Below are 25,591 nucleotides of genomic sequence, written 5' to 3'. Positions count from 1 at the left end.
TGATGCGTCCGTTGAAACTGAGCAAGGTTTTTACCCTGATGGAATCGGGGCCTGTTGTTCTCGTCACAACTCACGATGGACAGAAAGACAACATCATGACCATCTCGTGGACCATGGTGATGGACTTCACTCCGTTATTCGCCATTACCACGGGTGCATGGAATCACTCTTTTGCGGCGTTGCGAAAAAATAAGGAGTGCGTCATCGCCATTCCCACTGTCGACATGCTGGATAAAGTGGTCGGTATAGGGACGTGCTCTGGGGCAGATACAGACAAGTTTGCCAAGTTTAAGCTCACGCCTGTACGTGGCAAATATGTGAAGTCACCCCTGATCAAGGAGTGCCTCGCCAACATAGAATGCAAAGTCATCGACATCGTTAAGAAACACAACGTTGTCGTATTACAGGCGGTCGCCGCACGAATTGATACCGCGCGCAAGGAGAAGCGCACGGTTCACGCCGTTGGCGATGGTACGTTCATTGTCGATGGGCGCAAGATTGACCGGAGGAAGCTGATGGCCTCCAAGCTTCCACCTGGCGTCTAGCTACTATTTGCGACGCCTGAAGAAGTCCTGGGAGCGAACACGAAAGCACATGTCCCCCAGAAATTTGTTCAAGTAAGCGGCCTTTGGAGGCCTGCCGCTCACTGTCGTAGTCAACAGTCAGCACTTCAGAGAAAAGTACGCCGAGGTTGACGAGGAACAGGGTGCGGGTTATGACGCCGCGAGTGGTCCGTGGCCATAGCTGCCATCGCACTCGAGACTCGCGGCCCCTTGATGCAAGGCAAAGTCGTGTCCGGACAATTGACTATGCTTCAGGCAACAAGGGGAGGTTAGCGGCGTTTCACTATTGACTTCAAGTGACTCAATTCGATCCTGCCGCCTAGATGGGAAATGGCCAAACCGCTGGCATGGCCTTTTAGGGTAGCCGAAGGGCGCTGTCGATCTGAGTTACGACTGCCGGAATACGTGTGCGGCAAAGCACCGGAGGTGCACCCTTGGCATTTTTTAGCCTTGCAGCGTGCCGCGTGTAGTTTATCTCTACCGGATAGGGGCTCACCGGGCACCACTCGCAAGCCTGTTGTTGTGAGATTAAGACCTTCCGCCGCGATTGGAACGACAATCAGCGCTTTATTCGCCACAGGAGCAAGAGATGTACAGGAAATTCATAATGACATTACTTGTTGCCGCCGCCGCGGCTTCTGTGTATGGCCAGAAGAATCCGGATCCGTACACCGACGGAACCAAGACCGGCAAGGTAAATCCATACACCGATGAAGCCAAGGCGGGCAAGGATGATCCGAACGCCAACGTAGCCAAGACCGGCAGACCCGATCCGCACGCCAACGGGCAGAGGACTGGCAAGACAGATCCCTACACCAACGGGGCGAAGGCTGGCAAGTTCGACCCGTACACCGACGGGGCACATACGGACACTCGCGATCCAGACAAGGAAGGTGCGCATTCGAAGTAAGGTCGGTCGCCATAGTCGCACGTACAGTTTACTTTGGGGCAGGCCACAGGCGCACGGTTGCATCGGCATCCAGCCGGCAGGAATTCGACCTGTATCTGGCGCTCGCCGACGGTTTCTATGCGCTGAAGCCATCTGCATGGCGCCCGATTGCTAAAGAGGATGCGTGCCGCCACGGCGCTTCGTGACTTCGGGTTACAGGCGCCGCTGGACTTGGCGGCTGTTGCTCGTTTGTCCAGAACGGATGAGCAGGCAAAACTGGGGAGTCAGGTCTGTATGGGACAAGGCAACGGCTTCCCACAGTTTCCACCAGAATCGCAAGTCCCCGATGGGTTGCCCAGCGCCTACCCCTTAGGTCCCATGGACTACTGCTCCACGATTGACAGGGCAAATGGCGTTCCTTTGATCCATCCCAAGTTGCAGGGCCAGTTAGCAGCCTACGGCAATCCCAAGGGCGTGCCGACCCCGACCATCTGGAGTTCGACGTGACACATCCCATCGCTTCATCCGAATCCGGCGTGGAATACTTGAAGCTGCCGGTACCGCAATCCGAGGGCGGCATGTCATTGCTGACAGCGCTGCGGCAGCGCTGCTCGACCAGACGCTTTGCCCCGCGTAGCCTGGACGACTCGCTATTGTCTTCCCTGCTGTGGGCCGCTTTCGGCATCAACCGCCCGGAAGCCGGCCTGCGCACAGCGCCCTCGGCCCGTAACTGGCAGGAAATCGACTTGTACCTTGCGCTGCGGGATGGCTTGTATGTGCTTGAAGCGGCAGACTGGCGCCTTCGGCTGGTCAGCGGCGAAGACCTGCGCGCGGCCACCGGCCTGCAGGACTATGTTGCGGAAGCGCCGTTGAACCTCGTCTATGTTAGCCGGCTGTCCATGCTCGACGAGACCGACAAATCAGTGCGCCAGTTCTATACAGCGCTGGACACGGGGTATATCAGCCAGAACGTCTATCTCTTCTGCGCCGCATCGGGCCTTGCCACGGTAGCGCGCGGCTTGCTGGATCGCCGCACATTGGCTGCGGCAATGCGGCTGGCGCCCGACCAGCGCGTAATCCTGGCCCAAAGCGTGGGCTATCCGGCCTAAGCGGCCATACGGCCAACCACAGGAGAGCAACCATGCCATTCATTGACAGGGCCGATGCCGCCGCACAACTGGCGCGTGCGCTCGCTGGCCATGCCGGAAAGCGGCCGCTGGTGCTGGCAGTGCCGCGCGGCGCGGTACCCATGGGCGCCATCATCGCCGATGCGCTGAGCGCGGATCTTGATGTCGTCCTCGTTCGCAAGCTCGGCGCGCCTGGCAATCCGGAGTTTGCCATCGGAGCGGTGGACGAGACCGGCTGGACTTACCTCACGCCCTATGCCACCGTGGCGGGCGCCGACAGTGCGTACATCGACCGTGAGCGGGCCGCCCAGCTCGATTTGCTACGGCAGCGCCGCGCCGCGTACACCCCGGGCCGGGATCCGCTCTGCGCCACCGGTCGGCAGGTTATCGTCGTGGACGACGGTCTGGCGACCGGAGCTTCAATGATCGCCGCCCTGCACGCTATCCGCGAGCAAAAGCCCGCGCGGATCATCTGCGCGGTACCGGTGGCGCCACCGCAAACGCTGGCGCTGTTGCAGCCCTATGCCGACGAGGTCGTGTGCCTGGAGTCGCCGGACCGTTTCCGGGCAGTTGGCGATTTCTACCGCGACTTCTCGCAGGTCAAGGATGCGGAAGTGGTAGCCTGTCTGGCAGGAAGATAGGGGCACCGAGGTGGCCGCTTCAGCATCATGCGGCGCGCGTCATGATGGAAGATGAGTGTTCTGGCAGGCATGGCGATCTCCGCGACGGCAATGCATTGGGCTAGCTGGTCCTATCGTAGTTGCCGTGTCCAACTGTGCGCTGATGCAGCGCAAACACCGGGGACGCTGCTGCTGCCCGGCCATTCAGACCGGAGCCTTGTGAGGCGTCTGGCGAATCTTAACCTGGAGCAAAGAGTGGACAAGCCGTCCTTGTGCTGCACGCGGGAATGTCTGCAGTGCTCTCAATGTCGGTCAAAAGCGCACTAACCAGCGGGAGTATCTTTATGTCCTTTGCTACCATTCTGGTCATACTCGACGCCAGCCGACGGTCCTACCACCGGCTCGATATCGCCGCACGACTGGCGGTCCAGCACAATGCCAAGCTGATTGGCATGTTTGCCTGTCGCCGCCCGGAGCCGACGTGGGCGTACCGCCTTGCCGACGGCGCGCGCTATCTCGAGGTCCTCCAAGCCCAATACGAGCAGGATCGCGAGGTCGTGCGGCATGGTTTCGAAGGTGCGACAGAAGAACTGCCCATCACTACCGAATGGAATGCCTTCGACGAACCTCCGCTGCGCATCGGGCAGCGGGAGGCGCGGCTGGCGGACCTCATCGTGGTCGGACAGGACGACCCGGCGAATCCGGCAGCCTTCGTGGCCGAGAACTTCGCCGAATCCATTGTGCTTGCCAGCGGCCGGCCAGTCCTGACGATACCGAGCGTGGGGTGGTTTGAGACGGTGGCCAGCCGCATCCTGGTCGCCTGGGACGGCGGGCGGGAGGCCGCGCGGGCCATCCGCGATGCGCTGCCGCTACTGCGCAAAGCCAGAGCGGTGACCATCACGACATGCACGCTGGCTGGCAAGGTCGGCGACCCATGGAGTGCGCCTGCCCAGTATGCGGCAACCTGGTTGGCGGCACATGGCGTGAGTGCCGCATTGCGCAACCTTCCTGTGGCAGCATCCGGCGATGCCGGCGAGCGCCTGCTGTCGGAGGCGTCGAATCTGGAGGCTGATCTCGTCGTAGCCGGCGCTTATGGACACACCAGGCTTCGCGAGGTAGTTCTGGGCGGGACGACACGGACGTTGCTGGAAGGCATGACGGTCCCCGTGCTCTTTTCCCACTGAATGACGAAGCCATTGCAAAAGCCGCCCGGGCGACGCATGCCATGGCATGCGAGCTTGCCCTCGACGGGTATCAAGGGACCTGTTGAGACGGGTTGGGTCACCCTGGCGCTGCATTTGGCCACGCGCCAGCAAACGATGAACGGCTGTTCCCCATTTGGGACATCGGCGGCCATGAGCCGGCCCTTTGCTGGATCTTGTCACGCGCCGAGTTCTTTTTTTCCGCGGAGGTCGAACGCCTGTCTCGCCTGTTCAATGGCTGGGAGATGCGCGATGGCCCATAGCCCGAGTGCTTCCACAGGTGTCCTTAGCGAGTGGCCGAGGCAGGTCAACGCGTAGTCAACGCGCGGTGGAATCGTGCCATATACGGTCCGCGTAACCAGTCCGTCTCGTTCCAGTCCCCGCAACGTCCGCGTCAGCATGCGCTGCGAGATGCCTGCGATCTTCCGCTTCAGTTCATTGAACCGCATAGGTCCGTCAGCAAGGAGTACGAGGACGCTCCACTTATCGCCGATGCGCGCGAGGACGGCCCCCGATCCCTGGCAGTCGCTGGGTAAATCTATCCCGTTACGTCTTTCCAGCATGCCGGGCAAGTGGCCGTTGTGCTCGACGACCAGCCGTGCTATGCGTGGGTTCGATGTCCCTGTTGCACCGGCTGGAGTCCAGGCTTCCGGGGCGCATGACGCTGGATGTGTCGCTGACTTTCCAGCCCGGAGAAGCCCCTGACCTCGATCTGCTGATCGACAGGGCGAAATCCCGCGGCTATCGCGTGCTGCACGACAGCCTGACCATCACGTTTGCCGACAACCAGGCCGTGTGGCGAATCAGCCTGGTCGCACCGGACAAGGCGCGCGCGCTAGCACCGGCGGGACTTGCGGCCGAGATGGCTGCAACCCAGGGTGTCTCCCGGTTCAGCATCGTGCCGGTACGCAATTGATTCGGGTAGGCGAACACATGGTTTAAAAACGTTCAAGCTGTTTGCCGGCAGAGCGTGGATATAGACGAGTTGAGTCAGGCGAAGTGAATACACCGCAATTTTGCCGACCCCGTGCAAACCTCAACCGGAATTCCGATTTGTCGCAGAACGCCCCGCTTCCTGCCCAATTCCGCCGCCAAGCCATGCCTTGGGGCGTCGTTGCATTCGGCCTCGGCATGCTGCTTTGGATCTTGCCTCAATCTTTTGACAAGCCTGTCGTTAACCGGAAGTGGCTACCTCGTTCCATTTGTTGCCACAGGTAAGTCAGCGCAATACAGGATCCTCGGATGTACCGCCGCATCGTTGGCGAAGCGAGCCTGGCGGGGCGGGCGACTCGAAGCAGCGCGGCCGAGGCACTTCTCGTCGTCGCCGGGAAGGGATGTGAACTCGAGCAAGACTTCCTGTTCGCAAGGTCAATGGAATACAGGCGATGGCGGCGAAGTGGCGCGGACGCGCTTGCGCGTTTCGCCGGAGGTGGCTCGCATCGGTTTGCGTCCTGCGCGACTACGCCGGTGGCCGGATAGATGTCCGCCCACGATGGTTCACAGGTATTGGTTTGACAATGTATCCCAACACTTACGATATCCCCATTGCACGCCTCATCGCGCGTCCGATGCTTTCTTGCACGAGCATCACGACGGTGCGGGAGGCCGCCAGGCGCATTTTTGCTGAGCGCTGCAGCTCAATCGTCGTGATGAATGGTACCGAGGCCGTCGGCATCTGGACCGAGCACGACGCGCTATCTGCCGGGGAAGATGCTCACTCTCTAGACCGTCCAATTGGGGATGTGATGAGCAGCCCAGTGTTCACTCTGGGAGCGAATACGTCACTGGGTGAGGCGGCGGTCAGCTTCAAGCAGTCTGGCGTTCGCCATTTCGTGGTCGTCAAGGACGGCCTGAGTATTGGCGTTTTGAGCCAGACTGACATCGTCCTGAACCAAGGGGCCGAATTTTACCTGCGCCTGAAGTCGATCGAATCGATTCGTATCCATTCTCCCGTCACGGTGCCTGACCATATGGCACTTCACGACGTCGTCGTACGGATGCGCGCGGAGAAAATCGATGCGGTTGTCGTCGAATATGCCGATGGTGAGCATGGCATCCTGACCGAGCGCGACGTCGTCCGGTTGATTGGGGAGGGCGGACTTGGGGGCTGCGTCGGCCACCATGCAAGCCGGCCGCTGCAGACGCTGTCCGCGACGCAGAGCCTGTATGCCGCCCAGCGGTATATGCTGCAGCAGCATATGCGCCATGTCGGCGTGCGCGACGGCGAGGGCCGTTTGACCGGGTTGCTTTGCTTTGCGGATATCCTGCAGAACATTGAGTACGAATACGTGAATGAATTGCAGAGCGCGCTGCGCGAACGTGACGAAGCACTCGGCCAGGCGCGCTTCAACTTGCGCATGGCGGATCGCGTGTTCGAGTCTGCTCTGGAAGGCATCATGGTGACCGACAAGTATGCCAAGATCGAGCGCGTGAATCAGGCATTCACGCGCCTGACCGGCTTTACGGAGGAAGAGGTGATCGGGCGCGACCCGAGCCTGCTGAGTTCGGGCCGTCAGACGCCGGAGTTCTACCGGGCGCTCTGGCATTCGCTCACGACCGATGGGCACTGGCAAGGCGAAATCTGGAACCGGCGGAAAAGCGGCGAGCTGTTCGTCGAATACCTCACGATTACGAGCATTCGCGACAACGACGGAAACATATCGCATTACGCGGGGATATTCTCTGATATCACCCAGCGGCGCCAGGCCGAAGAGCGGCTTGGCTACCTTGCGACACACGACGTTCTGACCGGTCTGGCGAACCGGGCGTTATTCGAAGAGCGGCTGGAGCGCGCGATCGTCCACGGCAAGCGGCGGGGTGGCAAAGTTGCCGTGTTGTATCTAGATCTCGACAGATTCAAGCTCGTCAACGACACGCTTGGGCACAACGCAGGTGACGAAGTACTGAAGGTGGTTGCCTCGCGGCTTGTCACAGGCTTGCGAGCCAGTGACACCGTCGCGCGGATGGGCGGAGACGAATTCGCGCTAGTGCTCGAGGAATTCGTCGACGTCCGCGACGTCGGCCAGGTTGCGCAAGGGCTGCTGGATGCTGTGGGCCAGGCGATAGATCTCGGCGGCCGCGAGATCTTCGTGACGCCGAGCATTGGCATCAGTATCTATCCGGACGACGGAGCGCAGGCCGAGCAACTGATGGTGCTGGCCGATCAGGCAATGTACGGGGCCAAGAGCAGGGGCAGGAATGTTTTTCAGTTCTTCGAAAGCAAGATGACGTCATCGGCGATGGCGCAGCTCGAAACGCTCGGGGAACTGCATCGCGCTCTCGAACAGGACGAGTTCTGTCTCTTCTATCAGCCACAATATGACCTGTCGAACGGCAACATTGTGGGCGTCGAGGCGTTGTTGCGTTGGCGCCACCCACGCAAGGGGCTAGTGCCGCCTGGCGTCTTTATTGGGCTGGCAGAGCAATCGGCACTGATCGTTCCAATCGGCCAGTGGGTCCTGCGTGAGGCCTGCCGGCAAGCACGCTGCTGGTTGGATGCAGGCTTCGAATTCGGTCGCATCGCGGTGAACGTGTCGGCCAGGCAGTGTTTTACCGACGGATTTCTGACCGATCTGACCACCATTCTCAGCGAGACTGCATTGCCGCCACATCGGCTGCAACTCGAACTCCTGGAAAGCATGGCGATGAATACGCGCGAGGAGATTGGCATTCTGCTTCGGGAGCTTGCGGCACGGGGGATCAGCCTCGCGATCGACGATTTCGGCACTGGCTACTCATCTCTCGCATATTTAAAGGATTTACCGGTCGACACACTAAAGATCGACCGATCGTTCCTTGCCACCAGCGACTCGCGCAACCCGGATGGTGCGATCATTCGAGCGATCGTTGCAATGGGGCATGCGCTTGGTATCGACGTCGTTATGGAAGGCGTGGAAACCGAGGAGCAGCTTGCGTTCCTGCGGGAGGTCGGCTGCCACCAGGTGCAAGGCTTTCTGCTGGCACGGCCCCAACCGGCGGACCGGCTGATCGAACTTTCTCTGCTTCGAGGCGAAGTGGCAATGGCGCAATCAGGCAGTCGCAACATGAAATGTACGGGCGGCGATCGCAGTTCACGGCAAAAAGCGTCGTAACAAGCATATTTACTGCGGCGTCCTTTCGCGGAAGGGCCTTTTTCTGTATCCTTGGACCCGATTGACCATGGGGTCGCCAGCGTCGTCGTCCCGCGAATCGCTCCATCTCCCGCGCGAGAAAATGCTCCGCGCGCTTGACGGTAAGGCTCCAGGTCGATCATGGCCAATCCCTTTAACCACGCGGGTTTGTGGCGGCCTGTTGATGATGGAGTGGGGGGTAGGATTCCCGTTGGGAAACATTATGCGCCAGTTGATTGACTATTAAAGCCCTGTTTTTACAGGGCTTTATATTTCGGATTATCGCCTGGTAGTTCCCGCATTCTGAATAATGTGGGGGAGCGCGTGGCGATTCAGTTTCGTACAACCGCACCTGGCGTTGCCGTGAATATTGCCTGGATATTGCCAGGGCGCATGGAAGCTCGCCGGTTCCAGCCATGTCCTGCGCCATGGCGTTCGCCTGTCAAATTATCCGTATGCGGCAGCGTTTGTGGAAAGCATCGATGCATTGCACGGCACCAGCGTGGCATCGGGTAGTCGTGGCCACATCATTTTGAGCACCATTTTCAGAATTCTCCCATGGAAATTAAAGTCAACTTCCTCGATAAGCTGCGTCTTGAAGCCAAGTTCGATGACTTCACGGTAGTGGCCGACCAGCCTGTCCGTTATAAGGGCGATGGCTCGGCGCCTGGACCCTTCGATTATTTTCTGGCCTCGTCGGCCTTGTGTGCCGCTTACTTCGTGAAGTTGTACTGCGTAACCCGCGATATTCCCACCGAGAATATCCGCCTGTCGCAAAATAATATTGTTGATCCGGAAAACCGTTACCAACAGATTTTCAAGATTCAGGTTGAGCTGCCGCCGGATATCTCGGAAAAGGATCGCCAGGGTATCTTGCGCTCCATCGAGCGTTGCACGGTGAAGAAAGTGGTGCAGGCCGGGCCCGAGTTTGTGATTGAAGAGGTGGAGAACCTGGATGCCGATGCTCAGTCGTTGCTGACGTTGAAGCCGGTTTCCGACGCCAGCACCTATATCGCGGGCAAGGATCTGCCGCTGGAGCAAACCATCGCCAATATGTCGGGCGTTTTGGCGGATCTGGGCATGAAGATCGAAATTGCTTCATGGCGCAATATCGTTCCCAATGTGTGGTCGCTGCATATCCGCGATGCGCACTCGCCGATGTGCTTTACCAATGGCAAGGGATCGACCAAGGAAAGCGCGCTGGCGTCGGCGTTGGGCGAGTTTATCGAACGCCTGAATTGCAACCATTTCTATGCCGGTACGTTTTGGGGTGAAGACCTCGCCGATGCGGCGTTTGTTCATTACCCGAACGAGCGCTGGTTCAAGCCTGGCCGGAAGGACGCGCTGCCGGCTGAAATCCTGGATGCGCACTGCCTGGAAATTTACAACCCCGATGGCGAATTGCGTGGCTCGCATCTGTACGACACCAACTCCGGCAATGTACAGCGCGGTATCTGTTCGCTGCCGTATGTGCGGCAGTCGGACGGCGAAGTGGTGTATTTCCCGTCCAACCTGATCGAAAACCTGTTCGTCAGCAATGGCATGAGTGCCGGCAACACGCTGGCTGAAGCGCAGGTGCAATGCCTGTCCGAAATTTTCGAGCGGGCGGTAAAGCGCGAAATTCTGGAAGGTGAAATCGCATTGCCGGATGTGCCGCACGCAGTGCTGGCGAAATACCCTGGCATTCTGGCCGGGATTCAGGGGTTGGAAGAGCAGGGTTTTCCGGTGCTGGTAAAGGACGCGTCGCTGGGTGGGACCTATCCGGTGATGTGCGTCACCTTGATGAACCCGAGGACAGGTGGTGTCTTTGCCTCGTTCGGCGCGCACCCGAGCTTCGAGGTGGCGCTGGAACGGAGCCTGACGGAATTGCTGCAGGGGCGCAGTTTTGAAGGCCTGAACGATTTGCCTCAGCCCACCTTCGTCAGTAATGCCGTGACTGAATCAAATAACTTTGTCGAGCACTTCATCGATTCCAGCGGTGTGGTGTCGTGGCGCTTTTTCAGCGCCAAGGCGGATTTCGACTTTGTTGAGTGGGATTTTTCTGGCCAGGGTGAAAACTCCAATGCCGAGGAAGCCGCCACGTTGTTCGGCATTCTCGAAGACATGGGCAAAGAGGTATACATGGCGGTGTATGAGCAGTTGGGCGCCGTGGCCTGCCGGATTCTGGTGCCCGGCTATTCGGAAGTCTACCCGGTAGAGGATTTGATCTGGGATAACACAAACAAGGCGCTGTTGTTCCGTGCCGATATTTTGAACTTGCATTGCCTGGACGATGCCAGCCTGGCAGCTCTGCTTGAGCGGTTGGATAACAGTGAGCTGGATGAGTACTCCGATATTGCCACGTTGATCGGCATCCAATTTGACGAAAATACGGACTGGGGGCAGCTAACGGTTCTCGAGTTGAAGCTGCTGATTCATCTCGCCTTGCAGCAATTCGAGGAGGCGCAAGAGCTGGTGGGCGCCTTCCTGCAGTACAACGACAACACGGTCGAGCGTGGATTGTTCTACCAGGCCTTGAATGTGGTGCTGGAGGTGATGCTCGATGACGACCTGGACCTGGACGACTACGCGGTCAACTTCCGTCGGATGTTTGGCGACGCTCGGATGGACGCGGTAATGGGGTCAGTGGACGGTAGCGTGCGCTTCTTCGGGTTGACGCCAACGACCATGAAACTGGAGGGGCTCGATAGGCACCACCGCCTGATCGACAGCTACAAAAAACTGCATAAGGCGCGGGCCAATGTGGTGGCTACAGCCAGCTAGGGTTACGAGTGACGGCCGGCACGGGATCGCTCTTCTTGCCGGTAGCCCGGCTTGCGCCGGCCTCTTCCCTATGGGGGCAATACGGCTGTCAACGTCGGCGAGCCCCGTTCTAAGCAGCAGCTGGCGGACGCGCCTGTTCCATCATGAACTCGACGAATGCACGCACGCGCGATGGCAGCAAACGGCCGTGCGGATACATCAGGCTGACGGGGCGCATGCGTCCGGCAAAAGCTTGCAGGACCTCGACCAGCTCGCCTTGCGCCAGGTCCCGCTCGACGACGAATTGGTAGGTCTGGAACAGCCCCGCGCCGGCTTTAGCCAGCGTCACGCCGGCCAGCACGTCTTCCGCGCACATGTAGTTGCCCGTCGTGAAAATCTCCTTCTCGTGCCCCCCTTCCTTGAACAGCCACGAGATCTGCCGCCCGCTGCTCGGTAGATCGAACTGGATGCACTCGTGCCGGTCCAGGTCCGACAGCGTTCCAGGTACCCCGGCGCGCTTCAGGTAGGCGGGGCTTGCGACCACCACCAGCGCCGCGTCTTCAAGGTGCCGGGAGACCATCATCGAGTCCGGCTGCGCGCGCAGGCGGATCGCCACGTCGAAGTTTTCCTCATGGAAGTCGACGTTGCGGTTGCTGATATGGGCTTCCACCTTGATCAGCGGGTACTTGGCGCGAAACGCGGGCAGGAGCGGTAACAGGCGATGGTGCCCGTAGGTGGTCGGGGCGCTGATGCGGATCGTGCCCGAGGGCTGCACCTGTTCGCCGGTGACCTTGCGCTCGGCTTCGACCAGCAAATTGAGCGCGGCGCGGCATTGCTCGAAGTATTCCTTGCCACCTTCAGTCAGCCGGATGCTGCGCGTGGAGCGCACGAACAGGCGCACGCCCAGGCGCTTTTCCAGGCGCGAGATCGAGCGGCTGACGGCGGCAGGCGTGACGCCTGCGGTATTGGCGGCCGCCGTGAAGCTGCCGGCTTCGGCGGCCAGGCAAAAGAGCTCGATGCTGCCGAGCAGGATGTCGTCGAATTGCCGGTGCATATTCTTTACGCCATGTAATAGGACAAGTGTAGCAAACCCCGTTTATTGCGCTCCACAGCAGCAATATAGTGCCTCCACACCGGTGACGGATTTGGCGTCCGGCACCGGACCCTGAACCTGAATCTGGATCTGGATGCATCGGAGGACCACCATGAGCAACACCGACAACACCGTCATCATCACCGGCGCCACCAGCGGCATCGGCCTGGGCTTGGCCGAAGCCTTCCTCAAAGCGGGCTACAACGTCGTCGGCACCGGCCGTTCCACCGAGCGCCTGCAAGCCACCGCTGAACGGCTGAATGCCGGCGAGCGTTTCCTGGGTGTCGCGGGCGACGTCGGTCAGCCCGAATCGGCGCGCCAGGTCTTCGCGCAGGCCATTGCCAGGTACGGCAAGGTCGACGTGCTGGTAAACAACGCGGGCATCTTCGCGGCCAAGCCCTTCGTGCAGTTCACGCCGGACGAAGTGGAGGAGCAGATCTCCACCAACCTGAAGGGCGTGCTGTATCCGTCGCAGGAAGCGGCCAGGCACATGAGCGAGCGCAAGCGCGGCAAGATCATCAACATCACCGCGTCTCTGGCGCTTCAGCCGCACGGTGGTGTGCCGGCGCTGCTGGCCGTGGCCCTCAAGGGTGGCATCAACCAGGCCACGCGCGCGCTTGCGCTGGAACTGGCACCCCACGGCGTAACGGTCAACGCGGTCGCCCCGGGCGTCGTGGACACCCCGATGCATGCCGCCGAAACGCATGCGGCACTCGGCAGCCTGCACCCGCTGGGCCGCATCGCCAGCATCGCCGAGATCAGCGATGCCGTGCTCTACCTGGCCAAGGCCGACTTTGTCTCCGGCACCGTGCTGCCGGTGGACGGCGGTTTCAGCGCAGGCCGCTGAAGCCGGCAACCGCGGCCGGACGTGCGTCCTGCCGCGGCCCGGAATCCATCGCGCTCATCTCGAAACGTCAATCCATGCAGGAGGCCGCCATGCCTTTCGTCAGCATTCGCATTACCCGCGAGGGAACCACCGCCGAGCAGAAGGCCCAGGTCATCAAGGAAGTGACCGAGACCCTGGAGCGCGTGCTGCACAAACCGCCCGAATGGACGCACATCGCAATCGAAGAGGTGGATACCGACAACTGGGGTTTCGGGGGGCGGACGACCACCGAGATTCGCAAGCAGTCGAATCCCGCTTCAGCCCCCGGTGCGCAGGACAGCCGATAAGCCGCATCGCGAGTTGATCAAGGTGCGTCGCCATCTTGATCAACGCGCGGCCGAGCTGTGCTGGGGTGAGGAGGTCATCGGCCTGCCACACCTCGGGCGGCACCGCGATCATCATGCCAGCGTAAGTTGCCCGGATTTCGCTGGCGGGAGCGCGGCCATTGTCGGATTGGATGCGTCGGATTGCATGCGTCGGATTACATGCGGAAAACCACGCCCACCCAGGCGCTGCGCGGCGCGCCGGGCGCGACGAACAGCGCGCTGGCGTTGTCTTGCGGCGTCACGTGCGGACGCAGCAGGTTGCCGTTGGGAAACAGGTCGTTAGAGATCTGGCCATAGGTCTCGTAACGGCGGTCGAACAGGTTGGCCACGCGCGCATAGATCTCGACATGCTTGTTGACGCGGTAAGACGCCCGCAGGTTCACCGTGGCGTACCCGGGCGTGCTCCAGTCCGCGTACTTGGGCGCCTTGCCGGGCTGCGGGTCGGCGCGCAGGCCGTCTTCGTTGCCGCTGGTCACGCTGCTTGACACGCCAACCAGGTCGGCGCCCAGGGTCAGTTCGGGCAGCGCCTGCCAGTCCACGCCCAGCTTGACGGTGTGGCGCGGCAGGCCGGCCATGCGCATGCCCGGCTTGACGCCGATGGTCCGTTCCCCCACCGCGAGCTGCCCGGTGGCCTGATAGGTGGCTTCGAGATAGCTGTAGCCGAGGCGCAGCGTGACATTGCCAAAACGCTGCCGGGCGGACAGGTCGAAGCCCTGGTTGCGGGTCCGGTCGAAGTTGGCGAAGTAGCCCTGCTGCGTGTTGGGGGCGCGCAAGAAGAGGATGTCATCGTGGTTATCAATGCGGTAGAACGAGCCGGATACCTCCGTGTCCTTCGAGGGCCGCCAGCGCGCGCCCACTTCATAGGAGTGCGAGACGACCTGCTTGAGGTAAGGGTCGGCCTGCAGGCCGGCGGGCAGGCGGCAGGGCTGGGCGGGATCGGCGCAACCCAGCTCCAGCACCGTCGGCACGCGGTTGTTCTGGGCATAGCCGCCAAATACCGAGACTCCGCCGCCCAGCTTCTGCGTCAGGCCCAGAGCGGGGTTGAGCCGGCGGTAGGTGAAGCTCTCGCTCGGCTGCTCGCTGCCGTCGCTGTTGCGCAGCGTATTGTTCACGGCCACGTGGTTCCAGCGGGCCGAACCCGTCACGAAGGTGCTGGGCGTCACGGTCCAGGTGTCTGACAAGTACAGGCCAATCGCGCGCGAGGTGCCGCTGACGCCGGAGAACAGCTCGTTCGGTGCATTCGGGTCCGCGATCACGCCGCGGTCGTCGGTAAAGGTGCCGAGCTGCTCATACTGCGAGTAAGTCAGGCGGCTGCGGTCGAACGTCAGCCCGGCGTTGAGCAGGTGCTTTTCCGTCTCCTTGGCGAAACTGAACGCCATGCCGACGGACTGCTGCCACATGTGCGTGGTGTTCAGCATCGCCGGATCCAGCGCCGCGCCTTCGCTCCGGGTGTAGCCGCAGCGGGACTTGCGCGGGCTGCCGTCGGCCTTGAAGCCATCTTCGCAGTCTTCCGCGTAGGCGTCGTAGACCGGGTTCACGTCCCCGTTGGTGGTATCGCGGCGGCTGGTGCGCACATAGGCGAGCACGGCGGCGCTGGTCTTGTCGTCGAACCAGTGGCGGCCGTTGAAGGCGGCCTGGGTGACCATGTTCTCGGTTTTGTCGGGATAGGTATAGACGGCGCCGCGATTGCTCTCGTAGAGCCCGGGCAGCATGGCATTGCCGCTCGCGCGGTAGCTCGGCACCAGGCCGTTGCCGATCAGGGTGCTGCGCCCGTGCAGCAGGGAGACGTCCCAGCTGTTTGCCTCGCTCTCGTGCCCGGCCTTGACGAACAGGTTGCCGAGCCGGCCTTCGGAATGATCGCGCCAGCCGTGTTCCTGGAACAGGGTGCCGGCGGCGAAGGCGTGCCAGCCGCTGTCGCTGCGGATGCCACCCGACAGGTCGGCGCGCTTGCGGTTGCCGCTGCCATAGGAGAAATCGGCGGTGAAGCCGGGGGAAGTGAGGCCAGAGCGGGTGGTCATGGCGAGCGCGCCGCCGAGTGTGTTGAGGCCGTAAGCGGGGTTGGCGCTGGAGACCAGCGAGACGCTTTCCAGGGCGGCTTCGGGAATCATGTCCCAGCTCACCACATCGCCGAAGGGCTCGTTGACGCGGATCCCGTCCAGGTAGATAGACAGCCCTTGCGGCACGCCCGGGATCGACGAGGCGCGAAAGCCGCGGTAGGTGACATCGGTCTGGAAGGGGCTGCCCTGGATGTCGTTGACGTTGACGCCGGTGAAGTGACGCGCCAGGTAGTCGGCGAGGGTGCCGGTGCGCGAACCGTTCAGGTCGTCGCCACTGACCGTCTGCACCGTGTACGGCACCAGGTCGCGGTCCACGCCAATGCCCGGCAGCGGTGCGGTGGCTACCACCATGACTTCGGGCAGCGTGGCACTGTCCCCGGATTGCACACCACTGTCCTGTTGTGCAACAGCGGGCAGGGCGGCCAGCCATGCCACGGCCAGTGCGATGGCGGTGGCCGCGCTGCGCCGTGGCGCGCCGCGGCGCAGGGCTGCGCGTCCCGGCGGGGCCCTGCGCCGGCTTGGAGGTAGGTTGGCTGGCATCTTGCATCTCCTCGGAATGATTGGCCGGGGCACCTGCGCTGGGTGCCGGCTTGGGGGAAACAACTTGAGGGACGGGGAGCAGGTTCCGTACCTCGGGCTTCGGGAAAACCTCCCGATCCGCAGGCCATCCCTACCGCCCACTGCAACCTCCCGGGGGGCGTCATAGCCATGACGATGTCTCGCTATCTGTTAAGCCGCGCCATCTGGATCTGCGCGGCCTGCCTGTGCTGCGCGCTGGTGGTCGCGCTATGGCTCGCGGCGCGCGCCATCGGCGACGAGCGGCGTGGTGCGCACGCCATGGCGCAGCTGATTCCGCGCCTGTCGGCCTTGCAGACGGCGGCGCCGGCCGAGCGCGAGGCGCACCTTGCCGCCCTGCGCACCATCAACGCATCGGCGCAAATGCGCCACCTGTGGCTGCATCTGGAGGATGCAACGGGCCAGGTGCTGGTGAGCGAGCCGCAGCCACGGGATAGCTTCCCCCTGGGCGGCCTGCTTGCCCTTCCGGGGTTCGGGGCAGATGCGGCGCGGCTGGAAAGCAGCTGGCAGATCCACACCCGCGACGGTGCCACCTACCGCGCCGCCTTGCGCTGGAATCCGCAGAGCGAAATCCGGGAAGCCAGCGGCGACATGGCCGGCAACCTCGCCGTGCTGGCGGTCTATGGCGCGCTGCTGCTGCTTGGCATCCATTGGGCCCTGGGACGGGCCCTCGCGCCCCTGCAACAGATCCTGGCGGCGATCCGGGTCTACGAAGACAAGGACTACAGTGCCCGCCTGCCGCCCATGCGCACGCGCGAGATGGACCAACTGCGCCGCGCGCTCAACCACCTGGCCGGTACGCTGGACGAAACCCAGGCAGAGCGCCGCGCCCTGAGCCGCAAGCTGCTGACTGCCCAGGAAAGCGAGCGCGCGCGCCTGGCGCGGGAACTGCACGACGAGTTCGGCCAGGTGCTCACCGCGATGCGCGCCGATGCCGCCTACCTGGTGCGCAAGAGCGTCCATGAGCCCGTGCTGCAACTCGTGGCCAACGACCTGGCCGGGCATTGCGCCAGGATCCAGCACGAGGTGCGCCATCTGCTGCACCGGCTGCGGCCGCACGGCGTGCAGCCCGATGGCCGGCTGGCTTCGGTGGAGCGCCTGCTGCAGGATCTGGTGCAAGCCTGGCGCGGCCAGCCGGGCCAGCAGGTGCAGGTGGACTATGCGGTGGCGCTTGGCGGCGTGGCGCCGGGCCCGGACCTGGTCCTGACGCTGTACCGCATGACGCAGGAAGCGCTGACCAACGCGATGCGCCATGCCGGCGCACGCCGCGTGGCGATCCGCATTGCTGCCACGGCCGCCGGGCAAGCGGTGTGCTGGAGCGTGGAGGACGACGGCCAGGGCATTGCCGACGTCGCCGCGGCCCTGCAGCGCAGTCATGGCCTGCGGGGCATGCAGGAGCGCGCATGGGCCCATCTCGGCACGCTGCACATCGAACCTGCCTGCACTGTGGCCAGCGCCGCGCCCGGCTGCCGCCTGAGCGCCAGCTTTCCGCTTGTGCCGCAGGCCTTCGCCGAGCCGGTTCAACCGCATGGGAGCCAGAGCGAATGAAAACGATCGAGGTAGTCCTTGCCGATGATCACGCGGTAGTGCGCACCGGATACCGGCGGCTGCTCGAACTCGAGCAAGGGGTGCGCGTCGTGGCCGAGTTCGGCGATAGCGATGCCGCCTACGCGTGGCTGACGCAGCATCGCGCCGACGTGCTGATCCTGGACTTGTCGATGCCCGGGCGCGGCGGCATGGAAGTGCTGCAGCGCCTCGGCGCGCGGGTGCCCGCATTGCGGATCCTGGTGTTCAGCATGCACGACAGCGCCGCCATCGTTAGCCAGGCTATGCGGGCCGGCGCCGCCGGCTACCTGACCAAGAGCAGCGCGCCGCAGGCCCTGGTGGATGCGGTGCGCAAGGTGGCCGACGGGCGGCAGGCGCTGTCCGACGATGTCGCGGGCCTGGTCGATGCCGGCAGCCAGCTGCCGCCCCACCTGGCCTTGTCGCCGCGCGAGTTCGACCTGTTCCGCCTGTTTGCGCGCGGCACGGCGATCGAGGAAGTGGCCGCGCAGCTCTACCTCAGCACCAAGACGGTGGCGAACTACCAGACGCTGATCCGCAAGAAGATGGGCCTGGCCAACCGGGTCGAAATGCATCGCTATGCGATGGAGCACGGCTTTGGCTGAGCCTCTGTGCCAAAACAGGACAGCGTTGCCCCGCGCGCGCAAGCCGTGTTCCGTGGCGGTACAACGCTCGCCAGCGCACTGCACAACGCGCGTCCCTGCTTGATTGGCAGGCGCCCTCCAGGACGATGCGGCAGAAGGCCTGGCGGCGCACAGCGCTCATGCTGCACCGCAGATGGTATCGGCCTTGCTCCTCTAACCGGCATGAACACTTCCACCGCCTGCCACGCCATGCTTCGTCGCCTTGCTTTCGCGCTGCTGCTCTGCCTGGGGCTGTCCCATGGGCTGGCCAGTGCGCTGGCCGCGCCGGCGCAGGACGCGCAACGCTTCCCGGTGCGCCCGATCACGTTGATCGTGCCATGGCCGGCGGGCGGTGCCACCGATATCTCGATGCGGGTGCTGGCGGAGCTGGCCGGGCGAGAGCTCGGCCAGCCCATCGTGGTGGAGAACAAGCCAGGCGCCGGCGGCACGCTGGTGGGCGGCGCGCTTGCCGCCGCGCGGCCGGATGGCTACACCATCGGCCAGTTGCCGCTCACGGTCTATCGCTTCCCGCATCAGCAGAAAACCGCGTGGCAGCCGCTGCGCGACATCCAGCCGGTGCTGATGATCTCCGGCTACACCTTCGGCATCGTGGTGCCCGCGGACAGCCCCTTCCATACGCTGGATGACCTGATTGCCTGGGGCCGTGCCCATCCCGGGGCGCTGACGGTGGGTTCCACCGGCATCGGCACCACCGCGCACCTCGCCATGGAGGATGTGCTCGGGCGCAGCGGCGTGCGCTACGTGCACGTGCCTTACCGCGGCACCGCGGACCAGATGCTGGCGGTGGCGAATGGCTCGCTGATGGCGGGCGTGAATTCGACCGGCTTCGCGCCCTTCGTGGACAGCGGGCGGATGCGCCTGCTGGCGGTGTTCAGCGCGCAGCGCTCGGCGCGCTGGCCCGAGGTGCCGACCGTCAGCGAGCTGGGCTTCGACCACGCGATCCACAATTCGCCCTATGGCATCGGCGTGCCGCGCGGCACCGACCCGCTGATCGTCAGCCGCCTGCACGACGCGTTCCGCAGCGCCATGTACCAGCCCCGCCACGTGGCCGAGCTTGCCAGGTACGACCAGGAACTGACCTACCTGAACACCGCCCGGTACGAAGCCTACCTGCAGCGCGCCTGGGACGTGGAGCGGCGCTTCGCCGAGCGGCTGGGCACGGCGCAGCCGAAGGAGCACCTGTGATGGCCCCGGAATCCCCACTGGCACTGCGCTGTGAGGCGGTGCGCAAGCGCTTTGGCAACCAGCATGCGCTGGACGGCGTTTCGCTCGACGTGCGGCGCGGCGAATTCGTGGCGCTGCTGGGCCCCAACGGCGCAGGCAAGACCACGCTGTTCCAGATCCTCAGCGGCTTGTTCGCGGCCGACGCGGGGCGGGTCACGGTCATGGGGGTGGATATGCGGCGCCACCCGGTGCGCGCGCTGGCCCGGCTCGGCATCGTGTTCCAGCAGCCTGCCATCGACCTGGACTTGTCGGTCTTGTCCAACCTGCATTTCCATGCCGGCCTGCACGGGCTGTCGCGCCGCGTTGCCGCCGGGCGGATTGCCCGGCTGCTGGAGGATTTCGGCCTGGCCGAACGGGCCGCGGCGGCCGTGCGCGAGCTCTCGGGCGGCAACCGGCGCAAGGTGGAGCTGGCGCGCGCGCTGTTGCACGAGCCTGCCGTGCTGCTGATGGACGAGCCCACGGTCGGGCTCGATCCGGCCTCGCGCGCGCAGCTCGTTGCCGATGCGCGCCGGCTTGCCGCGCAGGCGCAGGCCGGCGTGCTGTGGGCCACGCACCTGGTGCAGGAGGTGGAGCAGGCGGACCGCGTGATCGTGTTGCATCGCGGCGCGGTGCGCTTCGATGGCACCCCGGCCGCGCTGCGCGGCGCAACCGAGCGCGACAGCCTGGAGCAGGCCCTCCTGGCCCTGACTGCCTTCCCCGCATCGCCAATCCGTGCCGCCGAGCGAGCCACCGAGCGCGTCCCCGCATGAACAAGCCGCCCACCCTTGGCTTTATCGCCTGCGCCACCGTGGCCGCCATGCTGCTGCTGATTGCCGCCGGCGTGGCCGGTGCTGCCGAAAGCCGCAATGCCACCGGGCAGGTCTTCGTCTCCAGCGAGAAAGACGATGCCGTGGCCGCCTATAGCGCCGCCAGCAGGCAACTGATCGCCGTCTGGCGGCAATGCAAGCGCCCGCGCCACCTGCAGCTGTCGCCGGACCGGCGGCGCCTTTATGTGGCCTGCAGCGACGATAGCCGGGTGGACGTGGTCGACGTGGCGAGCCGCAAGACCGTGGCCTCGCTGCCGGTCGGCGACGATCCGGAACTGTTCGACCTCAGTCCCGACGGCCGCACGCTCTACGTCTCCAACGAGGAGGATGGACTGCTGTCGGCCTACGACATCGCGTCCGGCAAGAAGGTGTTTGCCATCAAGGTGGGCGAAGAGCCAGAGGGCGTGAAGGCCAGCCCGGACGGCAAGCGGGTGTACGTCACCTCGGAAGTGGCCAATCTGGTCCACGTGATCGACGTGGCGTCGCGCAAGCTGGTCAGGAATATCCAGGTCGGCAACCGCCCGCGCCGCCTGCTGCTCGCCATGGACGGCAAGGAGCTGTGGGTGACCAACGAACTGGCCGCCAGTGTGAGCGTGATCCGCACCGATACGCTGGAGGTGGTGCAGACCATCGCTTTCGCGCCCAAGGGCTTGCGTGCCGAGGACGTGACCCCGGTCGGGCTGGTCGCCAGCAGCGATGGCAAGCGCGCCTATATCGGGCTGGGCCGCGCCAATCACGTGGCCGTGGTCGATGTGGCGTCGCGCCGGGTGCTGGACTACGTGCTGGTGGGCCGCCGCGCATGGGGCCTGGCGCTGACGCGCGATAACGCCTTGCTCTACGTGGCCAACGGGCTCTCGGATGACGTCAGCGTGGTCGACACCGCAAGCAACAAGGCCGTGACCACGCTCAAGGCGGGCAGGGTGCCGCATTCGGTGGCGATCGATGACTAGCCCGGCGACCGGGCTGCGCTGGCTGGCCGTGTTCGCGTGGCTGGCGGCCACCGCGCACGCGGCTGAGGTACGGGTGGCCGTGGTTTCCATGGCCGGGGATGCGCGCTATGCGCCCAGGCGGATGGAGCAGCGTTATCCCGGCCAGCCGCAAGGCCGTCCGGTGGACGGCGCACGCGTGGCAGCGGCGGAATCGCGCTTTGCGCTGGAAGCCGCCGGGCAGGTCTTGCGGCTCGATGCGCAGGAGGCCAGCAGCGAAGCCGAGGTGGGCCCCATGGTGGCCGCGCTGGCGCGCCAGGGCACGCGCTTCATCCTGCTCGACCTGCCGGCTCCGGCGGTCAGGCTGGCGGCGCGCGCGGTCAAGCCCGGCGAAGCGCTGCTGTTCAACGTTTCCGCCGCCGACGATGAACTGCGCGGCGCTGGCTGCGCGCCGCACCTGCTCCACACGCTGCCCAGCCAGCGCATGCAGGCGGATGCGCTAATGCAATACCTGGCGCTGCGCAAATGGCGCCGTGCGCTGTTGCTGAGCGGGCCATCGCCGGAAGACGCGGCGCAGCGCGCCGTGCTCACGCAGGCCGCCCGCCGCTTCGGCATTGCGTGGTCGGCGCAGCGCGCGTTCAAGCTGTCGAACGATCCGCGCGAGCGCGAGCTGGGCAATCTCAGCCTGCTGACCACCGGCGTGGACTACGACGTGGTGGTGGTGGCCGATGCCGATGGGGAGTTCGCACGCGGCGTGCCCTATGCCACCCAGTTGCCGCGCCCGGTGGTGGGTGCCAGCGGGCTGAGCGCCCAGGCCTGGCACTGGGCATGGGAGCGCAACGGCGGGCCGCAGCTGAACCGGCGTTTTGTCAAGGCAGCGGGCCGCCCCATGACCGGCTACGACTGGGCCGCGTGGGTGGCCGTGAAGGCGATTGCCGAAAGCGTGGCGCGGCAGTCCAAGGGCGGCTTTGCCGGGCAGGCCGAGGCGCTGGTCACCGAAGCGGTCGTGGTGGATGGCTTCAAGGGGCCGCCGCTGTCCTTCCGGCGCTGGGACCGCCAGCTGCGCCAGCCGGTCCTGCTGGCGCATCCCGACGGCGTGGTCGGCGTGGCCCCGGTGGAGGGCGTGCTGCATCCGAAGAACAATCTCGACACGCTGGGTGCCGACGCCGCCGACACCGCGTGCCGGCCAGGCAAATAAGGAGGCGACGCCCGAGCCATGACTACCACCCTGATCCACGCCTGGCGCGCCTTGCGCGCGGTGGCCGGGCGCGAACTGCACAAGTTCTTCCGGCAGCCCGGGCGGTTGTTCTCGTCGCTGGTGCGGCCGCTGCTGTGGCTGCTGGTCTTCGCGGCCGGCTTCCAGAACGCGCTCGGCGTTGCCATCGTGCCGCCCTATGACACCTATGTCGAATACAAGGTCTTTGTCACGCCCGGCCTGCTCGGCATGATCGCGCTGTTCAACGGCATGCAGTCCTCGCTGGCGATGGTGTACGACCGTGAGATGGGCGTGATGCGCTTGCTGCTGACCGCGCCGCTGCCCAGGGCCTGGCTGCTGGCCTGCAAGCTGGCCGCCGGCACCTTGCTTTCCTTGCTGCAGATGCTCGCCTTCCTGCTTGTCGCCATGGCCTTCGACGTGACGTTCGCGCCGGCGTGCCTGCCCGGCGCGCTGGCCGTGATGGTGCTGGCCGCGCTGATGCTGGGGGCGTTGGGCTTGCTGCTGTCGGTGCATGTGCGGCAGCTGGAGAACTTCGCCGGCACCATGAACTTCGTGATCTTCCCGATGTTCTTCATCAGCTCGGCGCTGTATCCGCTCTGGAAGCTGGAGGAGTCCGGCGCCACCGTGGTCTACCAGCTCGCGCGCTTCAATCCCTTCACCCATGCCGTGGAAGCGATCCGCTTCGCCCTGTACGGGCAGGCCGCGCCAGTCAGCCTCGCGGTGGTGGCCGGTTGCACGGCAGTGTTTTTCGCCTTGGCGCTGCTCGGCTACGACCCGCAGCGCGGGGTGGCGCGCCGCGTGCGCCAGGCCGGGGGGGCGGCATGAGGCGCGCCATGCCGCTGGCAGCTTGCCTGGCGTTGGCCGCGGCGGGCGCGTGGGCATCTGAGAGCCGCGATCCGTTGCAGTCGCCGCAATGGCCGCTGGTGCGCAAGGAAGCGCTGCAGCAGGCGCCGTTCGCGCGCTTCAATCCCTTCACCCATGCCGTGGAAGCGATCCGCTTCGCCCTGTACGGGCAGGCCGCGCCAGTCAGCCTCGCGGTGGTGGCCGGTTGCACGGCAGTGTTTTTCGCCTTGGCGCTGCTCGGCTACGACCCGCAGCGCGGGGTGGCGCGCCGCGTGCGCCAGGCCGGGGGGGCGGCATGAGGCGCGCCATGCCGCTGGCAGCTTGCCTGGCGTTGGCCGCGGCGGGCGCGTGGGCATCTGAGAGCCGCGATCCGTTGCAGTCGCCGCAATGGCCGCTGGTGCGCAAGGAAGCGCTGCAGCAGGCGCCGTTCGTGTTCGACAGCCGCGTCAAGGTCACCGGGCCGGCCTTTGCCGAAGATCCGATGCGGGTGCCGATCGCCTTCGATGCATCGGCGCTCGGCGAGGTGGATCGCGTCGTGGTGATGGTGGACCGCAACCCGATCCGCAAGGTGCTGGAGTTCGAGCCGCTCAAGGTGCGTCCCTCGCTGTCGTTGCGCTTCAAGCTGGAGCAGGCCTCGCCGGTGCGCGTGGCAGCCCGCACGCCGGACGGCGTGTGGCATGTGGGCGGGGTGATGGTGGATGCCAGCGGCGGCGGCTGCACGGTGCCGGGCGCGACCCGCCGTGATGGCTCATGGAGCACCACGCTGAACCGGGTCGAGTCGCGCGTGTTTCCCGGCCTCGGCGGCGCGGGTGCCCGGGTGCGCCTACGCGTGATGCACCCGATGGACACCGGGCTGGTGGCCGGCATCCCCGCCTTCCATGTGGAGTCGCTGAACCTGCTCGACGCCACGCGGCAAGCGATGCTGCGGCTGACGCTATACGAACCGGTCGCTGAAAACCCGATCTTCTCCTTCGATCTGCGCGGGGCCATCGAGCGCGGCATGACGGTGACCGGACGCGATAACAACGGCAACCGGTTTGCGGCGCAGGTGACGCCATGAAGCGCGTGCTCGGCATCCTGCTATGGCTGGCAGCGCAGGCGGCGCTGGCGCAGGCAGGGGACGCAGGGGACTATCGCCTGGCGCCGCGCCAGGTGGCCGCCGACGTGTGGCTGCTGGAAGGGGCGAACGCGGATTTCGCGCCGGACAACGGCTGCAACATCATCAACACCGCCTTTATCGACACGGGTGATGGCGTGGTGGTGATCAATACCGGGCCATCGCGCCAATATGGCGAGCAGCAGCGCCGCGCCATTGCTTCGGTCACGGCGGCGCCGGTACGGCTGGTGTTCAATCTCAACCTGCATCCGGACTACTTCTTCGGCAACCAGGCCTATGCCGACGTGGGCGCCAGCGCGCTGGCCGGCACCATCGACGGCGCCCGGCGCGAAGGGCCTGCCTATGCCGACAACCTCTATCGCCTGTGCGGCAACTGGATGCGCGACACCGAACCGGCGCCGCCGCGCCACGTGCTGACCCCGGGCCGGCGCACGATCGGCAGGCACACCTTTGATCTGGTCCGGATGGACGGCCACACCGCCGACGACCTGGTGATCGTGGACCGCAGCGCCGGCATTGTGTTCGCGGGCGGTGTGGCGTTCCGCGAGCGCGTGCCGACCACGCCCCACGCGGATCTCAAGCGCTGGCTGGCCAGCCTGGACCAATTGCAGGCGCTGCTGCGCGACAGCGGCGCGCGGCTGCTGATCCCCAGCCACGGGCCGGCGCTCGGCAGCGCGGATGCCATCGCGCAGACACGCGGCTACCTGCAGTGGCTGGATGCCCGCATGACCCAGGCGGCATCCCAGGGGCGCGACCTGGCCGAGGTGATCGCCATGCCGGTGCCGCAGGCATATGCCCACTGGGGCGCCATGCCGGCGGAGTACTTGCGCAATGTGACGCACCTCTACCCGGCGTATGAGGACGCCGCGCTGGGACGCTGAGTCAGGGCAGGTGTGCTGTTCAATTCCGCAACAACGGCAACGGAGTGTTCCGCGCTGGTACGCCATCAAGGCATCCGTAGGCCGCGATGGGGCCGCTATCGGGCTGCTATGGGCCCGGATGCGGGTGTTTTCCCTTGGCATGGGAATTGCCAAGTGTCCGTCTGGTGTGCGTGGCACACCG

The 25,591-nt window shown here is 64.5% G+C and carries 23 protein-coding genes; 20 read left to right on the top strand and 3 right to left on the bottom strand.

Going from position 1 to position 25,591, the window contains the following annotated elements:
* The first annotated feature begins 2 nt into the window (after positions 1–2).
* The 5 genes from RR42_RS11600 to RR42_RS11580 all read left to right on the top strand — a co-directional run bounded on the left by RR42_RS11600 (position 3) and on the right by RR42_RS11580 (position 4,383).
* Positions 3–545 (top strand): flavin reductase family protein, encoded by a 543-nt coding sequence (locus tag RR42_RS11600; protein ID WP_043346850.1) that lies wholly within the window; start codon positions 3–5, stop codon positions 543–545.
* Between the two features lie 625 nt (positions 546–1,170).
* Entirely contained in the window at positions 1,171–1,473 is a 303-nt protein-coding gene (locus RR42_RS11595) for a hypothetical protein (RefSeq protein ID WP_236701903.1), read from the top strand.
* A gap of 482 nt (positions 1,474–1,955) precedes the next feature.
* A complete protein-coding gene (locus RR42_RS11590) occupies positions 1,956–2,561 on the top strand; it encodes a nitroreductase family protein (protein WP_052494605.1) in 606 nt (201 codons plus the stop codon).
* Positions 2,562–2,593: 32 nt separating this feature from the next.
* The gene (locus RR42_RS11585) at positions 2,594–3,220 is read left to right on the top strand and encodes a phosphoribosyltransferase (RefSeq protein ID WP_043346845.1); all 627 of its coding nucleotides are present in this window, start codon (positions 2,594–2,596) and stop codon (positions 3,218–3,220) included.
* 323 nt (positions 3,221–3,543) lie between these two features.
* Positions 3,544–4,383 carry a universal stress protein gene (locus RR42_RS11580; protein WP_043346843.1) on the top strand — a complete coding sequence of 280 codons (840 nt, stop codon included), beginning with the start codon at positions 3,544–3,546 and terminating at the stop codon, positions 4,381–4,383.
* 197 nt (positions 4,384–4,580) lie between these two features.
* On the opposite strand, the gene RR42_RS38565 is transcribed toward RR42_RS11580, so the two are convergent.
* On the bottom strand, positions 4,581–4,964 hold the full coding sequence (locus tag RR42_RS38565; RefSeq protein ID WP_082054879.1) for a winged helix-turn-helix transcriptional regulator: 384 nt from the start codon (positions 4,962–4,964) through the stop codon (positions 4,581–4,583).
* A 53-nt stretch (positions 4,965–5,017) separates the two neighbouring features.
* Between RR42_RS38565 and RR42_RS11570 the strand changes: the two genes are divergently transcribed.
* From RR42_RS11570 to RR42_RS11560, 3 genes are all read left to right on the top strand, one after another.
* Positions 5,018–5,317, top strand: a complete 300-nt coding sequence (locus RR42_RS11570) for a hypothetical protein (RefSeq protein WP_236701902.1) — start codon at positions 5,018–5,020, stop codon at positions 5,315–5,317.
* Between the two features lie 601 nt (positions 5,318–5,918).
* Entirely contained in the window at positions 5,919–8,492 is a 2,574-nt protein-coding gene (locus RR42_RS11565; RefSeq protein ID WP_082055011.1) for an EAL domain-containing protein, read from the top strand.
* 576 nt (positions 8,493–9,068) lie between these two features.
* Positions 9,069–11,273 (top strand): OsmC domain/YcaO domain-containing protein, encoded by a 2,205-nt coding sequence (locus RR42_RS11560; protein WP_043346835.1) that lies wholly within the window; start codon positions 9,069–9,071, stop codon positions 11,271–11,273.
* Positions 11,274–11,382: 109 nt separating this feature from the next.
* On the opposite strand, the gene RR42_RS11555 is transcribed toward RR42_RS11560, so the two are convergent.
* Positions 11,383–12,306: a LysR family transcriptional regulator gene (locus RR42_RS11555; RefSeq protein ID WP_043346831.1), complete on the bottom strand. Its 924-nt coding sequence runs from the start codon at positions 12,304–12,306 to the stop codon at positions 11,383–11,385.
* 151 nt (positions 12,307–12,457) lie between these two features.
* Between RR42_RS11555 and RR42_RS11550 the strand changes: the two genes are divergently transcribed.
* Positions 12,458–13,192: an SDR family NAD(P)-dependent oxidoreductase gene (locus tag RR42_RS11550; protein WP_043346828.1), complete on the top strand. Its 735-nt coding sequence runs from the start codon at positions 12,458–12,460 to the stop codon at positions 13,190–13,192.
* Between the two features lie 89 nt (positions 13,193–13,281).
* Positions 13,282–13,518: a tautomerase family protein gene (locus tag RR42_RS11545; protein ID WP_043351952.1), complete on the top strand. Its 237-nt coding sequence runs from the start codon at positions 13,282–13,284 to the stop codon at positions 13,516–13,518.
* A gap of 194 nt (positions 13,519–13,712) precedes the next feature.
* Here the strand turns inward: RR42_RS11545 and RR42_RS11540 are convergent, their stop codons facing one another.
* Positions 13,713–16,154, bottom strand: coding sequence for a TonB-dependent receptor (locus RR42_RS11540; protein WP_082054878.1), 2,442 nt, complete (start codon positions 16,152–16,154; stop codon positions 13,713–13,715).
* Between the two features lie 168 nt (positions 16,155–16,322).
* On the opposite strand from RR42_RS11540, the gene RR42_RS11535 reads away from it, so the two are divergent.
* The 10 genes from RR42_RS11535 to RR42_RS11490 all read left to right on the top strand — a co-directional run bounded on the left by RR42_RS11535 (position 16,323) and on the right by RR42_RS11490 (position 25,410).
* The gene (locus RR42_RS11535) at positions 16,323–17,738 is read left to right on the top strand and encodes a histidine kinase (RefSeq protein WP_052494604.1); all 1,416 of its coding nucleotides are present in this window, start codon (positions 16,323–16,325) and stop codon (positions 17,736–17,738) included.
* A complete protein-coding gene (locus tag RR42_RS11530) occupies positions 17,735–18,358 on the top strand; it encodes a response regulator transcription factor (protein ID WP_043346826.1) in 624 nt (207 codons plus the stop codon). The genes RR42_RS11535 and RR42_RS11530 overlap by 4 nt, the downstream gene beginning before the upstream one ends.
* Before the next feature lie 228 nt (positions 18,359–18,586).
* The gene (locus RR42_RS11525; RefSeq protein ID WP_043351945.1) at positions 18,587–19,582 is read left to right on the top strand and encodes a tripartite tricarboxylate transporter substrate binding protein; all 996 of its coding nucleotides are present in this window, start codon (positions 18,587–18,589) and stop codon (positions 19,580–19,582) included.
* Positions 19,582–20,370, top strand: a complete 789-nt coding sequence (locus RR42_RS11520; protein WP_043346822.1) for an ABC transporter ATP-binding protein — start codon at positions 19,582–19,584, stop codon at positions 20,368–20,370. The genes RR42_RS11525 and RR42_RS11520 overlap by 1 nt, the downstream gene beginning before the upstream one ends.
* The gene (locus tag RR42_RS11515; protein ID WP_043346820.1) at positions 20,367–21,377 is read left to right on the top strand and encodes a PQQ-dependent catabolism-associated beta-propeller protein; all 1,011 of its coding nucleotides are present in this window, start codon (positions 20,367–20,369) and stop codon (positions 21,375–21,377) included. Before RR42_RS11520 ends, RR42_RS11515 begins: the two co-directional genes overlap by 4 nt.
* On the top strand, positions 21,370–22,551 hold the full coding sequence (locus RR42_RS11510) for an ABC transporter substrate-binding protein (RefSeq protein ID WP_043346818.1): 1,182 nt from the start codon (positions 21,370–21,372) through the stop codon (positions 22,549–22,551). The genes RR42_RS11515 and RR42_RS11510 overlap by 8 nt, the downstream gene beginning before the upstream one ends.
* Before the next feature lie 18 nt (positions 22,552–22,569).
* Positions 22,570–23,394 carry an ABC transporter permease gene (locus tag RR42_RS11505; RefSeq protein WP_043346817.1) on the top strand — a complete coding sequence of 275 codons (825 nt, stop codon included), beginning with the start codon at positions 22,570–22,572 and terminating at the stop codon, positions 23,392–23,394.
* An 8-nt stretch (positions 23,395–23,402) separates the two neighbouring features.
* The gene (locus RR42_RS41725; RefSeq protein WP_043346814.1) at positions 23,403–23,711 is read left to right on the top strand and encodes a hypothetical protein; all 309 of its coding nucleotides are present in this window, start codon (positions 23,403–23,405) and stop codon (positions 23,709–23,711) included.
* A gap of 8 nt (positions 23,712–23,719) precedes the next feature.
* Positions 23,720–24,472, top strand: coding sequence for a quinoprotein dehydrogenase-associated SoxYZ-like carrier (locus tag RR42_RS11495; protein ID WP_236701900.1), 753 nt, complete (start codon positions 23,720–23,722; stop codon positions 24,470–24,472).
* Positions 24,469–25,410, top strand: coding sequence for a quinoprotein relay system zinc metallohydrolase 1 (locus RR42_RS11490; RefSeq protein WP_043346809.1), 942 nt, complete (start codon positions 24,469–24,471; stop codon positions 25,408–25,410). The genes RR42_RS11495 and RR42_RS11490 overlap by 4 nt, the downstream gene beginning before the upstream one ends.
* The last annotated feature ends 181 nt before the right edge of the window (positions 25,411–25,591 follow it).

Source organism: Cupriavidus basilensis, from assembly GCF_000832305.1.
In the GTDB taxonomy this organism is placed as follows: domain Bacteria; phylum Pseudomonadota; class Gammaproteobacteria; order Burkholderiales; family Burkholderiaceae; genus Cupriavidus; species Cupriavidus basilensis_F.
This window is presented reverse-complemented; position numbering and strand designations above follow the sequence as displayed.